Source organism: Pseudomonas morbosilactucae (assembly GCF_023241665.1).
In the GTDB taxonomy this organism is placed as follows: Bacteria; Pseudomonadota; Gammaproteobacteria; order Pseudomonadales; family Pseudomonadaceae; genus Aquipseudomonas; species Aquipseudomonas morbosilactucae.
This window is the reverse complement of the sequence record NZ_JALQCX010000059.1, coordinates 1-13,665: the sequence shown is the minus strand read 5'-3', so window position 1 is coordinate 13,665 and position 13,665 is coordinate 1. Positions and strand designations below refer to the sequence as shown.

The 13,665-nt window shown below is 63.0% G+C and carries 13 protein-coding genes; 6 read left to right on the top strand and 7 right to left on the bottom strand.

All coding sequences use genetic code 11. The features are described 5' to 3' along the window. Nucleotides 1-5 precede the first annotated feature (5 nt). From M1B35_RS26800 to M1B35_RS26785, 4 genes are all read left to right on the top strand, one after another. A complete protein-coding gene (locus M1B35_RS26800) occupies nucleotides 6-1,625 on the top strand; it encodes a 5-oxoprolinase subunit B/C family protein (RefSeq protein WP_268263567.1) in 1,620 nt (539 codons plus the stop codon). Beyond that, nucleotides 1,622-3,361 (top strand): acetyl/propionyl/methylcrotonyl-CoA carboxylase subunit alpha, encoded by a 1,740-nt coding sequence (locus M1B35_RS26795; protein WP_268263566.1) that lies wholly within the window; start codon nucleotides 1,622-1,624, stop codon nucleotides 3,359-3,361. Before M1B35_RS26800 ends, M1B35_RS26795 begins: the two co-directional genes overlap by 4 nt. 153 nt (nucleotides 3,362-3,514) lie before the next feature. Beyond that, complete coding sequence (locus M1B35_RS26790; RefSeq protein ID WP_268263565.1) at nucleotides 3,515-4,756, top strand: OprD family porin; 1,242 nt, start codon at nucleotides 3,515-3,517, stop codon at nucleotides 4,754-4,756. Nucleotides 4,757-5,122: 366 nt separating this feature from the next. Next, on the top strand, nucleotides 5,123-5,656 hold the full coding sequence (locus M1B35_RS26785; RefSeq protein WP_268263564.1) for a hypothetical protein: 534 nt from the start codon (nucleotides 5,123-5,125) through the stop codon (nucleotides 5,654-5,656). Between the two features lie 76 nt (nucleotides 5,657-5,732). On the opposite strand, the gene M1B35_RS26780 is transcribed toward M1B35_RS26785, so the two are convergent. Together M1B35_RS26780 and M1B35_RS26775 are read right to left on the bottom strand one after the other, a co-directional pair. Next, on the bottom strand, nucleotides 5,733-6,101 hold the full coding sequence (locus M1B35_RS26780; protein ID WP_268263563.1) for a hypothetical protein: 369 nt from the start codon (nucleotides 6,099-6,101) through the stop codon (nucleotides 5,733-5,735). 2 nt (nucleotides 6,102-6,103) lie between these two features. Next, nucleotides 6,104-6,541 (bottom strand): SMI1/KNR4 family protein, encoded by a 438-nt coding sequence (locus tag M1B35_RS26775; protein ID WP_268263562.1) that lies wholly within the window; start codon nucleotides 6,539-6,541, stop codon nucleotides 6,104-6,106. Nucleotides 6,542-6,700: 159 nt separating this feature from the next. On the opposite strand from M1B35_RS26775, the gene M1B35_RS26770 reads away from it, so the two are divergent. After that, entirely contained in the window at nucleotides 6,701-7,090 is a 390-nt protein-coding gene (locus M1B35_RS26770) for a c-type cytochrome (RefSeq protein ID WP_268263561.1), read from the top strand. Between the two features lie 88 nt (nucleotides 7,091-7,178). Here M1B35_RS26770 and M1B35_RS26765 read toward each other — a convergent pair whose 3' ends face one another. Both M1B35_RS26765 and M1B35_RS26760 read right to left on the bottom strand, forming a co-directional pair. Further along, complete coding sequence (locus M1B35_RS26765) at nucleotides 7,179-8,096, bottom strand: hypothetical protein (protein WP_268263560.1); 918 nt, start codon at nucleotides 8,094-8,096, stop codon at nucleotides 7,179-7,181. Between the two features lie 212 nt (nucleotides 8,097-8,308). After that, complete coding sequence (locus M1B35_RS26760) at nucleotides 8,309-8,656, bottom strand: hypothetical protein (RefSeq protein ID WP_268263559.1); 348 nt, start codon at nucleotides 8,654-8,656, stop codon at nucleotides 8,309-8,311. 210 nt (nucleotides 8,657-8,866) lie between these two features. Here M1B35_RS26760 and M1B35_RS26755 point away from each other — a divergent pair, with 210 nt between their 5' ends. Then, complete coding sequence (locus M1B35_RS26755; RefSeq protein ID WP_268263558.1) at nucleotides 8,867-9,997, top strand: lysozyme inhibitor LprI family protein; 1,131 nt, start codon at nucleotides 8,867-8,869, stop codon at nucleotides 9,995-9,997. A 48-nt stretch (nucleotides 9,998-10,045) separates the two neighbouring features. Here M1B35_RS26755 and M1B35_RS26750 read toward each other — a convergent pair whose 3' ends face one another. The 3 genes from M1B35_RS26750 to M1B35_RS26740 form a co-directional block, all read right to left on the bottom strand. Beyond that, nucleotides 10,046-12,067, bottom strand: coding sequence for a multicopper oxidase family protein (locus M1B35_RS26750; RefSeq protein WP_268263557.1), 2,022 nt, complete (start codon nucleotides 12,065-12,067; stop codon nucleotides 10,046-10,048). Between the two features lie 214 nt (nucleotides 12,068-12,281). Continuing rightward, the gene (locus tag M1B35_RS26745; protein WP_268263556.1) at nucleotides 12,282-12,959 is read right to left on the bottom strand and encodes an RES family NAD+ phosphorylase; all 678 of its coding nucleotides are present in this window, start codon (nucleotides 12,957-12,959) and stop codon (nucleotides 12,282-12,284) included. Further along, nucleotides 12,959-13,369, bottom strand: a complete 411-nt coding sequence (locus M1B35_RS26740; protein ID WP_123329116.1) for an MbcA/ParS/Xre antitoxin family protein — start codon at nucleotides 13,367-13,369, stop codon at nucleotides 12,959-12,961. The genes M1B35_RS26745 and M1B35_RS26740 overlap by 1 nt, the downstream gene beginning before the upstream one ends. Between the last annotated feature and the right edge of the window lie 296 nt (nucleotides 13,370-13,665).

The window sequence follows — 13,665 nt, the reverse complement described above, 5'->3', positions numbered from 1 at the left end:
TTCCTGTGCGCTTTCTACCGGTCAACCTGGACGCCCTGCTCGTCGAACTGAACGACCTCGACGAGACCTTGGCCTTGTTCGACGCCCTGATGGCGGAGCCTATTGCTGGCGTGGAGGAAATTGTTCCTGCCGCTCGAACGCTGCTGATCCAATTCCGCCCCAGCGCCATCGAACGCCAGGCGCTGGTCGACCGCATCGCCGGCCGCGACCTGAGCCAGCGCCGCGAAGGCGAGCAGCGCCGGGTGGAAATCCCCGTGCATTACAACGGTGAAGACCTCGACGAGGTCGCCACGCTGCTGGGCATCAGCCGCAATGAAGTGATCCAGCGCCACACCGCCCATGACTACAGCGTGGCCTTCTGCGGCTTCGCGCCGGGCTTCGCCTACCTCACCGGCGGGGCCGGGTTCCAGGTGCCACGCCGTAAAACCCCACGCACCCGCATACCGGCGGGCGCCGTGGCCCTGGCCGGGGATTTCAGCGGCGTCTACCCGCAAGCCAGCCCCGGCGGATGGCAGATCATCGGGGTCACGCCCTTGCAGATGTGGGACCTGAACCGCGCCGAACCGGCCCTGCTGCGTCCTGGCTACAAGGTGCGCTTTACCGATGCCGGCCCGCTCCCGGCCAACGGCCTGCCTGCTCCGGCAGCACCCGCCCGGGCCGCCGACCCCAGCGGCGCCTACCTGGAAATTGTCAGCCCCGGGTTACACAGCGTATTGCAGGACCTGGGGCGCCCCGGCCAAACCGGCCAAGGCGTTTCCCGCTCCGGCGCGCTGGACCTGGGCGCCCTGCGGGCGGCCAACCGCGCCGTGGGCAACCGCTCGGACATGGCCTGCGTGGAGTCGGTACTCGGCGGCCTGAGTTTCGTTTGCCATGGCCGCGCCGTGATCGCGATCACCGGCGCGCACACCCCGGTGACCATCACCAACGCCAGCGGCGTGCAATGGCCGGCCAGCAACTACCAGCCCATCGAACTGGACGTGGGCGACCGCGTCAACCTGGGTTCCCCCCTTGCGGGGCTGCGCAGCTACCTGGCGATTCGTGGTGGCTTCGAGGTCACACCGGTGCTCGGCAGCTTGTCCACCGACACCCTGGCCCAGGTCGGCCCACCGGCACTGGCCGTCGGCGACCGCTTGGGCTTTACCACACTGACCACGGGCACCAGCGTCTCGCTGAACGAAGCCCCGGCGTTCGAACTGCCGACGACGGCGGAGATCATCACCCTCGACGTGGTCATGGGGCCGCGCACCGACTGGTTTACCGCAGACGCCATCGAGCGCCTGAGCAGCCAGCTCTGGCGCGTCACCCCACAGTCCAACCGGGTCGGCATTCGCCTGGCCGGTGACACGCCGCTGACGCGCAGCAATCACCAGGAGCTGCCCAGCGAAGGCACCTCCGTCGGCGCTATCCAGGTTCCAGCCAGCGGCCAACCCGTGCTGTTCCTGGCCGACCACCCGCTGACCGGCGGTTATCCGGTGATCGCCGCCGTGGCCAGCCACCATCTGGACCTGGCGGGGCAGATACCGATCAATGCGCAGATTCGCTTCAACCCTCTGGACGGCTTCCAGGACATTCAACCCAGCACCGAAGCCTCTTTTTCAACTGCCGATGCGAAGAAAACCCCATGAAAAAATTACTGATCGCCAACCGTGGTGAAATCGCCGTCCGCATCGCCCGCGCCTGCCGCGACTACGGTGTGCAGTCGGTCGCCGTCTATGCCGATGCGGACATCGACGCCCTGCATGTGCGCCAGGCCGACGAAGCCTTTTCCCTGAACGGCCAACGCCCGGCAGAGACCTACCTGGATATCCAAAAGCTCATCGCCATCGCCCAACGCAGCGGCGCCGATGCGGTGCACCCCGGCTATGGCTTTCTGTCGGAGCGGGCCGACTTCGCCCGCGCGGTGATCAACGCCGGGCTGATCTGGGTCGGCCCCAACCCCGAGACCATCGACGTGCTGGGGGACAAGGTCGAGGCGCGGAAATTGGCGCAGCAGGTCGGTGCGCCCCTGGTCGCCGGCACCCCCGGGCCGGTTGAAAGCGCCGCCGAAGTGCTGGCCTTTGCCGAGCAACACGGCCTGCCGATTGCCATCAAGGCCGCCTTCGGTGGCGGCGGCCGTGGCATGAAAGTCGCCTGGCGCCTGGACGAGGTCGCCGAACTCTACGCGTCCGCTGTACGTGAAGCAGAAGCGGCCTTCGGTCGTGGCGAATGCTTCGTCGAGCAGTTCCTCGACCGCCCTCGACACATTGAGGCGCAAATACTGGCCGACAAACACGGCAAGGTGGTGGTGGTCGGAACCCGTGACTGCTCGCTGCAGCGCCGCAACCAGAAGCTGGTGGAAGAAGCGCCCGCGCCCTTTATCAACGACGCCCAGCGCCAGCGCATTCATCAGGCTGCCGAGGCGATTTGCACCAAAGCCGGCTACGTGGGCGCCGGCACTGTGGAGTTCCTGCTCAGCCAGGACGGAACCCTGTCGTTCCTTGAGGTCAACACGCGCCTACAAGTCGAGCACCCGGTGACCGAAGAAACCACCGGCGTCGACCTGGTGATCGAACAACTGCGCATCGCCGACGGTTTGCCGCTGTCGTTCAGCGAAACACCGACCCCGCGTGGCCACAGTTTCGAGTTCCGCATCAACGCCGAAGACGCGGGCAAGGGCTTCCTGCCGACGCCTGGGGAAATCAGCGAATTCCTGCCGCCCTCCGGCCCGGGCGTGCGCCTGGACAGCGGCGTGGTCAGTGGTTCACGGGTGCCCAGCACCTTCGATTCGATGATGGCGAAACTGATCGTCAGCGGCGCCACCCGCGAGCAGGCGATTGCCCGCGCCCGACGCGCCCTGGCCGAGTTCAAGATCGAGGGCATCGCCTCGGTGCTGCCCTTCCACCGGGCCGTGATGGACCATGCCGATTTCACCAGTGCCGATCGATTCGCTGTGCACACCCGCTGGATCGAGACCGATTTCGCCGAGCAAGTCACCATCGCCCCACGCAACCCCGTGTCGGCCGACCCTGACGTGCTGCGCACCTTCGTCGAGATCGACGGCAAGCGCCATGAACTGGGCCTGCCGGCCGCGCTGTTGCGGGGCGTCAGCCTGACTGCAGCAGGCCCCGCCGGCGAAAGCCCCCGTCCAAGCGAAGCCGCTGACCCACAGGCGGTACTGACACCGGTAGCGGGCAATCTGCATACCTGGGTCGTCGCCGATGGCGAAGCGGTGAGCGCGGGGCAAGTGATCGCGGTGGTCGAAGCGATGAAGATGGAAACCTCGATCCTCGCCCCCTGTGCCGGCCAGGTGCAGATTGGCCAACAGGCCGGTGCCTACTTCGAAGCCGGTTCCATGATCGGCCGCATCAAGACCGCTGATTGATTTAAACGCTTTTCTTTTCGCAGACAGTACGCGCAACGGGGTAATAACCCGGTTGCTGCGTGCTGCCCGCAGAAAACTGTAGATGTAACTTTGCACTCAACATAACGATAAAACTCAATCAATAAATCTGCCGTTATCTGGAGCATAAAGAGCATGTTGATCAATAAGGTTTTTACCCTTGCCAGTGCGTGCGCGTTAGTTTTCCCATTAACTGCATCGGCAGACTTTATTGCTGACAGCAAAGCCAGCGTGGAACTGCGCAACTTCTATTTCAACCGTGACTTTCGCAACGGCCCGCCTACCGCCCAGCGTGACTCAGCAGCGGAGTGGGCGCAGGGCGCCATGGTGCGTTTCGAGTCGGGTTACACCGCCGGCACCCTGGGGCTGGGCGTGGATGCCCTGGGCATGCTCGGCTTGAAGCTCGACGGCGGGGACGGTTCTGGCGGCACCGGTTTGCTGCCGGCCGACCTGAGTTCGAACAACGGCCGGGGCTCCCAGAGTGAGTATTCCAAGCTGGGGCTGACGGCCAAGGCCAAGGTGTCCCAGACCGTGCTCAAGGTCGGCTCGCTGGCCTTTCGCAGCCCGGTGGTATCGAGCAACGACACTCGCCTGCTGCCGTCCACCTTCGAAGGGGCGCTGCTGACCTCGAACGACATTGACCGGCTGGCCCTGCAAGGCGGCAAGCTGCAGCAAATCAAATTCAACAGTTCCTCCAACTACGAGGACTTCACCGGCAACCGCATCGGCGGGGTCAGCGATGACTTTCGCTTTGCCGGCGGCACCTACAGTTTCAGCAAAGCCCTGAGCACCAGCCTGTACTACGGCAACCTGGAAAACGTCTATCGACAGTTGTTTGGCGGCGTGGTCTACGAGATTCCCCTTGCCGCGCAACAGTCGCTGAAGTTCGACCTGCGCTATTCAAAAAGCACCGACGACGGCAACTTCCGCCCCCTCGACAACCGTGCCGCCAACGGCCAGGTCGCCTACACCCTGGGCTCCAACGTCTTCACCGCGGCCTATCAGCGCATGAGCGGTGACGACCCGTTCCCCTACATCGCCAACAGCGACCCCTACCTGGTCAACTTTGTACAGATCAACGATTTCGCCAACACCCAGGAACGCTCCTGGCAGTTGCGCTACGACTACAACTTCGCCGCCCTGGGCATCCCCGGGCTGACGTTCATGAGCCGTTATGTCCAAGGTGACAACGCCCTGGTCGCCGGCCACAACACCGGCAAAGAGTGGGAACGCGATACCGATATCGGTTACGTGATACAGAGCGGCTCGCTGAAGAACCTCGGCCTCAAGGTCAGAAATGCCACGGTTCGTTCGAACTTCGGCAATGACCTGGATGAAACCCGCTTGATCCTGAGTTACACCCTGGCCCTGTGGTAAGCACTCGGCCCCGTAATAACGCTCAAACTTAAGTTCTATCCCACCCGTTAACACTTCACCCTGGACCTTCACAGGTGCGCAACTTCGTGCGCCTGACAGATAGAGACAGCAAGGATGCTTTTACCTGTTGCAACGCAACTTTCCGATCTGTTCAAGGCGCCTTCATAGGCATAGGCGCAAATAGCATGAGCCGACATTTAAAGTTCAACCAGAAGATAGGACTGATCGCCACCCTGGTGTTCGTCAGTGAGATGCAGACGTTCAAGTGATGAGGCGATGGGGCACACTACCCGCCCATGATTGGATCGCACGGACTCAAACACGATACCCAGCGCGACATTACGTTTTTATGGAGGAACAACCAGCATGATCAGCAACCGCCACGCTATTGAAAAATACATTCTGGCCAAGGATGGAAATCGACCTGATCTACTGCGCCAGGCATTCACGGCCGAGGCGACGGTCAAAATGCTCGTGCATACGGACACGATTGCCTTTCCGCCCGATGTCGAAGGCTTCGAAGCCATTGCCGACGTCCTGGTGCGTCGCTTCAACCAGACCTATGAAAACATCTACACCTTCTGCCTCGGCGAACCACCGCTGGCGGGCGCATTGGCACACACCTGCAAATGGCTGGTGGGAATGTCCGTCAAAAGCACGGGGGAAGTGCGGGTCGGCTGCGGTGAATACCACTGGCAGTTTGATCCTCGATCAGGGCTCGTCAGCCACTTGAGCATCACCATTGAACACATGCAGGTCAGCCCGGCCGTGGAGCTGGTGTCGGTGATGGATTGGTTACAGCCCCTCCGCTATCCGTGGTGTCAGGCTGACGAAGTCATCGCACAGGCCCCGCCACTCAGCCATGTAGTGCCTGTGATCGAATACCTGAAAAGTCAGTAGTCGGCAGGCGCTTCCCCCTCAGCCACGTCCCCGTTCGACACCGGGTGCCGCGTCATGCAACACCAGGCGCGCGCCCTCAAGAACCGATGTACTTGCAGTACAGCGCCCACTGCCCATCCTGCTCCCGCACTTCGAGGTGCAATAGCGCCTCACTCGGGGCGCCGTCGGCAAAGAGTACGCACTCCAACCCCAAGGTCTGGGCGTGGGTGATGTAGGTGTCGATAAAGGGACGGGAACGGCCATCACTGGCAAAGGCTTGCGCTTCGGGCGCCAGGGACAGGCGGGTGCCGGCCTCGAAAAAGTCGGCGAGGGTTTGGTACAGCTCTTCCTGCACGGCAGGCGAGAGGCCGAAGTCACGCTGCAGGGCCTGGTGATCCCGTTGGTCCAGGGCGTGGACCAAGGCCTGAGCCAGGGCGAAGGCTTGTTGATGGGTGGCAATATTCATGGTCAGTCCGCCTCGCCCGGGCCTTCGACGGTGCGCAAAAAATCTGCAAAGCCTTCGGCCACCTGTCGTGTTTGCGCCGTCTCGTGGGACCACAAGACCACCACTGGCTCGCCGGCCTGGCCTTGTCGCCCGTAGTCGAAGCAGTAGTAATCCCCGGTGCCGAACTCGGCGAAAGGCAGCAGCGCGGCGCTGTCGCTGGCACCTTGGGCGTGAACCTCCAGCCAGGCCTGCCAGCCCTGGTTGAAGTGGCGGACGATGGACTCCCAAGTCTTGCGCGGATCCCGTTCATCGAACACCGGAAACAGGGTCAAGGCGCCCAGGGAGCGGCCATTGTTCACCAGCAGCCAATCGCGAAAAGCCCCTGGCAGGGTTCGGCCCAACTCTTTTTCAGCGGCTTGGATGGCCTCGATCGAGGTGCCGATTACCCGTGCTCTAGCCATGAATCCTCGCTTAACGACACGCTGGGTGCCTGGGCCTGTGTGTGATCACCGGACGCGCAGATTACCTGAATCGGCCGGACGTGCCCCAGACCATCCACAATGGCCGCCCGACATGCTCCAATAGCCCGCCCCTGAGCCACCGCCAATATGGAGCCGTACATGCAGAAATCCACCTTCTTGCCCCTGGCCCTGCTGCTGGGCCTGGCGCTGTTCAACGGCGCGGCCCAGGCAGCCGGCGATGCTGAAGCCGGTGGCAAGCTGTTCACCCGCATCTGCGGCGGCTGTCACAACGTCGGGCCTTCGGTGCGCAGTTCCTTCGGGCCCCAGCTCAACGGCATTTTCGGGCGCACGGCGGGCAGCGTGGCGGACTATCAGTACTCGGACGCGATGAAGTCTTCCGGCATCGTATGGACCCGGGACAAGCTGGTGGCCTACCTCGACGAACCCCGGGCTGTGGTGCCCGGTACGCGAATGATTTTCTGGGGCATCAGCGACACGGAAAAGGTCGAGAACCTGCTGACCTATCTGCAAACCTTCCAGGATCTGTAACCCGGGCACGCCTGCAGCCACCCGGCAAAACGCCGCGGGCTGCGGTTGGAGCACGCGGCGTTTTTTTGCTTCAGGCCTGCCGTCGAACTCAGACCAGCACGGTCTGCGCCTGGCGCTGCTCGGTGTCTGGCACGCCCACCAACGCATCCAGGGTGTGCAAGAACAGGTCGTGGCTGAGGATGCCCGTGGCCAGGGTCGACAGCACCTCGTGGCCGGCCTCGTCGCGGATCACCACCTTCTCGGTCCAGGTGTTCAGGTCGACGCTGCGCAGGCTCGACAGCGGCACGCTACGCCCCTGCACTTGCAGGTCGTGCTGGGTCAGCGTGATCGGCTGGGTATTGATCTTGAGGAAACCGCCCGTTACCCGCTTGCGCCACACCTGGTTGCTGCTGATGAAGTTGAAGGTCACGGCCTGGTCGGCCTGCAGGGCCTGCAGCACACTCGGCAGGCGCCCGCGTACATAACGTTCGCGCACCAGTTGGATGAAGTCGTGGAAGCCTTTGAGCGAATAGACAGCGTGGTGCCAAGGCTGGCTGGCATTGCGCCGATAGGCCAGGTTGGTGATCATGCCGGTAAGCGCGACTTGCCCGGAGGAGAACAGGTACAGGTCTTCGATGTCGCTGAAGGCCAGGTACTCGCTCTGGTTGCCGGTGACTTCGGCGATGCCGTTCTCGTAGACCTCGAAGCTGGATTTGCGCAGGCGCTTTTGCCAGGCCCGCATCAACAGCATGCACACCCCCAGGACCGCCAGCAGGCCACTGGTGAAGTAGATCAGCATCAGCGGGCTGGAGAAGTTCATCTCCAAGCCACGGCGCCCCTGCAAATGAACCGGGCCCGCGCTGGCCGCGTCCACCGGCAAAATGGTGCTCAGGTACAGCACAAAGGCCGAGAAGCCGAACAACACCAGGGAAAAAACCAGCAGCCCGATGGGCAGCGCCTGGCTATGGCTGAAGCGCCCGAGCAGGGCGCCTTTGGAGGTGGGTTGAGCAGAAGAGGATGGTTGCATAAAGCTCTAGCGTCCCTGAGCAGAGTGGGGGGAAGTCAGCCGCGAATCCCGCGCCGGCCGAAGAGGTTCGACAAGGCGAAACCACGGTCTTTCCTGACGGCCACAGGCTTGTGGCCGGCCGTTCAGGAACTGCTTCGAGCATGGCCAAACAACATCGTTCCGCCATCACCCCCTTAATCTGCCGATCTGTGACCCAGTTCCCACCTGATGCTCTAGAGCGCCCATTGCGCCACAAAATCTTCGAAAGCGCGGACCCGTTCCCGGGTATCGGCAAAGGCACCGTAATAGGCCACTTCGGCCCGCTGGCGGCGAAAAATCTCCGAGCCCGACCCAAAGGCCAAAAGTGCAACCACTGCGGCGCTTTGCAGCAGCCAATAGATATCCGGCGACGCTTCATGGGCCTTGGAACAGCCCAGATTCATGGCGTGCTGGTGCAGGTCCTTGAACAAGCCCTCGGCGACCTCGGGGGAGCACGCGGTGTGTGCCAGGAACTGGCGGTAACGGGCCACCAACACCTCGCTGGAGTGGATCAAAGGCGGGCATTCCAGGGGATCGAACACAGGTGGGGTTCTCTTCAGAGGGCGACAACCGAATTGGCTCCCCAGCCTAATCGTTCGATCCAGGCCGGTGGAAAAATAAATACCGCTGCGCGCCATAGCGGGGCAAAATCGCCGCGCCCGTTTCGCTCGCCAAGCCGCACTTGGCAGAAAACCTCACCTGGTTGGCACCCCCTTGAGTGCCCCACACTTGCCGCTTCACAAGGACGTTTGATGAGACTCCCCCGCCTGTCGCTGGCCACTGCCGGCCTCGCCCTTGCCCTGCTCACGCCGCCGGCCGCAGCCGCCGGTTTCGATTGCAGCAAGGCCTCGACGCTGATTGAGAAGACGGTCTGCGACACCCCGACCCTGTCCGCCAAGGACGACGAGCTGAACCGCCGCTACAAGACGCTCAAACACCTGCAGGTGATCCGCCAGTTGCAGGCGTACTGGCTGAGCGATGTGCGCAGTTCCTGCGAGACCAGCGACTGCCTGGAAGCGACCTACCGGGCCCAGGTCAAGCTGCTCGGCCCGGTGCCGATTCCGGCGCTGCCGAACCCGGACCAACTGCGCCCCTTGGCCCCCGGCCAGCATTACACCGTCTATGAAAACGATAACTGGCCGCGCTTCACCCTGGCCACGTTCACCCCGGCCTCGATCCCCGGCGACCAGCAGATCGTCGATGCCCAGGTGATCGATAACGTGTTGCACGTGGTGCTGTTTGTCGGCCGTTACCTGGCCGGCGAGCCGACGTATGTGGGCACCCTCTACGAGTACCGCGATGACCGTCCGGGCCTGCATCCCATTGCCAAGGACGTTGCCTTTGTCGGCTGGAGCTCGCCGGGGAGCAACGATCAGGGCATCCGCTTCTCCGGGATCGTCGACGGGGTGCTCTATTACCGCCAGCACATCGGCGGCAACCTGCAAAAAGCCATGAGCTACCGGCTGGGCTCGCGCAGCCCTGCCGAGGAAAGCCGGCACGTGTTCCAGGCGGCGTCCAATACCCATCGCCATGCCCTGGCCCGAGTGCGGGAGCAACTGAACGAGAGCAGTAACAGCCTGTCGCTCCAGTACGACGCGCCCACCCAAGGCACCTACCAGGAAACGATCACCGACCAGAACGAGCCGGATGACGGCTGGAGCATCGTCAACCCGACATGGAGCGCCACCCGGCCCGTGCTGTATTTCGACAACAGCGGGGCCAAGGCCTGTGTCTGGCGAGTCGATGTGCGCCTCAAGGTGCTGTCGAAGATCGTGCCGGAGCATGAGGCGATGTCGGCGCGGCCTGTGGATATCTTCGGCCGCGAGGCGGTGGTGTACCTGCAGGGCGGGCAGTTGAAGTTCGCCATGCAACCGGACGATTAAAAAAAGGGCGCCCTCTTCGGCGCCCTTTTTCCACTTGCCCAGCCGACCTCAGTGATGCGCCGGCGCGGTGCCGCCCTGGCCATTGGAGAGTTCGATGCTGACGTTCTGCATCATGCCCTGGTCCTCGTGATCGAGGATGTGGCAGTGCAGCACGAACTCGCCGATGTAGCGCTCGTAACGGGTGCGCACATAGAGCGTATAAGGCTTGCCTTCCACCGGCCCCTTGACGAACAGGGTGTCCTTCCACACGCCCTTGAGCCCGGCGTACTGGGTATCGCCGTCGGTTTTATCCACAGCCCCCGGCGCGCTCAGGTCAGTGACGCCATCCGGAGCGATGATCTTGACGATCTCAAACGGGTTGACGTGGATGTGGAACGGATGACTGGCAAAGCCCGATTGCAAGACCCAGGTCTGCGCCGTGCCCAGGGTCAGGCGGCGGTTGATCACCCCCGGCTGGTAAGGCTTGACGTCGGCCATGCTGGTGCCCACTTCGAACTTGGTGTTTTTCTTGTCTTTGGTGTCGATGAAGAACACCAGTTTCTCCTCCGGTACGCCCTTCACTTCCTCGTCGCTGATGCTCGCGTGGGGCACGAACTTGCTCAGGCGCAGGTCTTTTTCCAGGTCAGCCACCACCTGCTGCTGCACCTCGGTGGGCATGTTGTGCTTGGCCGACTCCACCAGCACCTGGGTCACGTGGGCCTTGGTGTCCTTGACGATGCTGCCCTGCGCCACATCGACGAAGCCAAGGATCTGGCGCCCACTCGCGGCCTGGGAAATACCGCTGTTGGCCGACTGTGCAGCGTCCACCACGCAGTAGCGGCCGGGTTCGGGAAAGACCATCAGCAGGTCATTGCGGTAGCCCGGCTGCAGCGTGACTTGGCTCAGGGTCTGGGCCTGATTCAGGGTCAGGCCGTCGGCGGCAATCACTTGGTACGCCACGGGTTGGCCGACGCATTGCTGACTGACGAAGTTGTCGGCATCGGCCGCCGCCACACCGCTGTTGCTTTTCAGAAGGCCGCTGTCGGCGAGCTTGCGAAACTCCAGTTTGATGGTGTCGCGAATCCCCGCGTGCACCAGGCGCCAGCGCTCCACCTGGCCGCTGCTGGCACTGAACGTCGGCTGCACCAGGCCGTTGATGCTGGTGTAGCGCCCGGACTCGCCCCAACTTCCCGGGGCGAACTGAGCGAAGTCCTCGACCACACCCACTTCCTTCGGACCGCAACTCCAGTCCACGGTCTTTTTCTCGGTCTTCGGATCGACCTTGACCCCTTTGCAGGCGTAGGGAATCTGTTGCATCACCAGCAGCCGCTCCGGGAACGCTGCACCCTGGTCCGAGCGGAGCAAGGTATCGATGTCACCGTTGGCGTGCTCGCTAGGCTTGCGATCACCGTGGATGATCAACGCACCGGCCATGCCGCTGGCAACCTGGATGGCCGTGGAACCGTGGCGATGGGGGTGGTACCAGAAGGTCCCGGCCGGGTGATCCGCCGGGATGTTGTATTCGTACTGGAAGCTGACCCCGGGGTTGATCGACAGCAGCACGTTGTCGCTGTTGCCTGTCGGGCTGACCCACAGGCCGTGGGAGTGCAGGTTGGTGCTGTTGAAGCACTGCGGCTGGTCGGGCTTGTCGGAGTGCTCGGCGCACGGCTGGTCGTTTTTAAGCTTGTTGTTGAGGGTGACGCGCACCGTGTCGCCTGGGGTGACATCGATAGTGGGGGCGATAAAGGGCGCCTTGGGGTCCACGTCCTTGCCCTGGTAACCACGCAGGTGCACCGCGACATCGCGCCCGCTGGCGGGATCGAAAATCGTGCTGTTGGTGTAATCGATATTCAGCTCCAGGGCCCGCTCGCTGCCGCCATGGGCGCGCGGTTGGCTCTGGGCCGCCGAGGCGGTTTCGGACGACATCAACAAGGTGCTGTGCCCGGCCTGTTGTACCGGTGCCTGCTGTTCCAGGCTGGGGGGGTTGGCAAAACTTCGCGGGGCCTCGGCGGCCATGGCGCCGGGCATAAAGCAGGTCAGCGCCAGCGCGGCACCTGCGCCGCAGGCGTGTGCCGGTTTAAATCCTTTCATGGTGTTCTCCTGTGCTCCAGGACGGTCAGACGATAGGGCCCGCCGCAGAGCGGCAGCAGGTCCATACAACATCGGCAAGCACAGGGACGCCCCTCGGAACCACAAGAATCTCCCGCCTCCATTGCGGCCAAGTGCCATCCCTGACGGCATAAAGCTAGTGCGGATTGGCCGAAATGCAATGTTCCCGGGGGGCGGGTTTATCAACAGGCGAAAATCAGACCTCACTGACCTCGAAGACAAAGGAAATGCGCTGGCTGCTGGCGCTCCACACATAGCGCAGGTGCTTGCCCTGGCGCGGAATCGACACCGCCGGCGGGCGCAGGGCGGCGATGCACTCGTGGCCCTCCAGGCGCACGCTGTTGTACAGCAGGCCCCAGGACTGCTGCTCCCGCAGGTGCTTGGCAAACGCCTGGGCCGGGGCGTAGCCGAGGGGGTCGGGGTCGTGCAGCTGCGGATGGTTGGCGCGCACATCGTGCAAGGGCTTGAGCACCTGATTGACGTAGGTGCGCAGGGTCAACTCGATGTCCGGTTCCTGGGTGGCCGCCAGGAAGCGCTCCTGGTGATAACGGGTTTCGGCGATGGCCGCAGCCTGGCTGCTGGCCGCGTAGTAAACCCCAAAGGTGCCATCGGTGAAGCGGCTGGCTTTGCCGATGTGGGTAAAGGCGGCCATCACCGGCGTCGAGCCGGGCCCACTGACCCGGTCTTGCGGCAATACCCGGGACAGCTCACCGGCCTCGGCCCGCAGCCGGTCGTTGGTCAGGGCTTCCAGGGCGTAGGCAAGCTCCAAGTCTTCAGGGTCGAGCACGTCCTCAAACAACGTGATGGGCGGGAAGCTGCTGTTGACGATGCGGTAAGCCTTGGGCCAGTCCGGCAGTTTCAGTGGCGGCGTCATCAACCGCGCACTCCGTCGAGGTAACGGCGCACATCGGCGATGTCCACCACACGCCCGGCCAGCATGTAGTCCAGGGCCGTGCGACCATTGAACGGCGCCGCACTGTTAGGGCTGCTGACCCATTGATAGGTGCGCTCGCGGCTGTTGCTGAAGATGATGCTCAGGGCCTTGTGGATGCCCATCAGGTAGGAGATGCGCTCCAGGGTGTCGTGGGGCAGGCGCACCGTAGCCGGCAACTGTTTGTATTTATAGAACGTGGTGTTGCCGATCTTGCCGAGCAAGGTGCGTTGCTGCTCGACGCTGCAACCCCAGTGGGTCATCAGGTTGAAAAAGAACTTCAGCGCCACTCGGCTGGCCTGAGGGCTGTCGAGCCCGGGCTCGGGCCGCGTGACCGAGGATAAGGTGGCCATGGGTCAGGCTCCTGCAGGGCGGTGGTGGGTGTCAGTTCAGCTTAGTACAGATACGAACTAATCCAATATTTTTATCCGTAATTGAACAAACTCTTCAGCGCCTGGTACGCCACCTGATCGCGCTTCGCCCTGCCGGCGCTCGTTCCCGGCGCCCATAAAAAAGCCACGAACCAGTCGGGGCTTTTTTACTGCGGCCCTGGTACAGGCCACATCAGGCGTTCATCAGAACACGTTGATCGGGTAGTCGACGAACACACGCAGTTCGTTGCCGCTGCTGTTGTAGGCGCTTGGATTTC

Coding starts and splice junctions, on each gene's coding strand:
- M1B35_RS26795 (WP_268263566.1), top strand. CDS start 1,622: ATGAAAAAATTACTGATCGCCAACCGTGGTGAAATCGCCGTCCGCATC.
- M1B35_RS26790 (WP_268263565.1), top strand. CDS start 3,515: ATGTTGATCAATAAGGTTTTTACCCTTGCCAGTGCGTGCGCGTTAGTT.
- M1B35_RS26785 (WP_268263564.1), top strand. CDS start 5,123: ATGATCAGCAACCGCCACGCTATTGAAAAATACATTCTGGCCAAGGAT.
- M1B35_RS26780 (WP_268263563.1), bottom strand. CDS start 6,101: ATGAATATTGCCACCCATCAACAAGCCTTCGCCCTGGCTCAGGCCTTG.
- M1B35_RS26775 (WP_268263562.1), bottom strand. CDS start 6,541: ATGGCTAGAGCACGGGTAATCGGCACCTCGATCGAGGCCATCCAAGCC.
- M1B35_RS26770 (WP_268263561.1), top strand. CDS start 6,701: ATGCAGAAATCCACCTTCTTGCCCCTGGCCCTGCTGCTGGGCCTGGCG.
- M1B35_RS26765 (WP_268263560.1), bottom strand. CDS start 8,096: ATGCAACCATCCTCTTCTGCTCAACCCACCTCCAAAGGCGCCCTGCTC.
- M1B35_RS26755 (WP_268263558.1), top strand. CDS start 8,867: ATGAGACTCCCCCGCCTGTCGCTGGCCACTGCCGGCCTCGCCCTTGCC.
- M1B35_RS26750 (WP_268263557.1), bottom strand. CDS start 12,067: ATGAAAGGATTTAAACCGGCACACGCCTGCGGCGCAGGTGCCGCGCTG.
- M1B35_RS26745 (WP_268263556.1), bottom strand. CDS start 12,959: ATGACGCCGCCACTGAAACTGCCGGACTGGCCCAAGGCTTACCGCATC.
- M1B35_RS26740 (WP_123329116.1), bottom strand. CDS start 13,369: ATGGCCACCTTATCCTCGGTCACGCGGCCCGAGCCCGGGCTCGACAGC.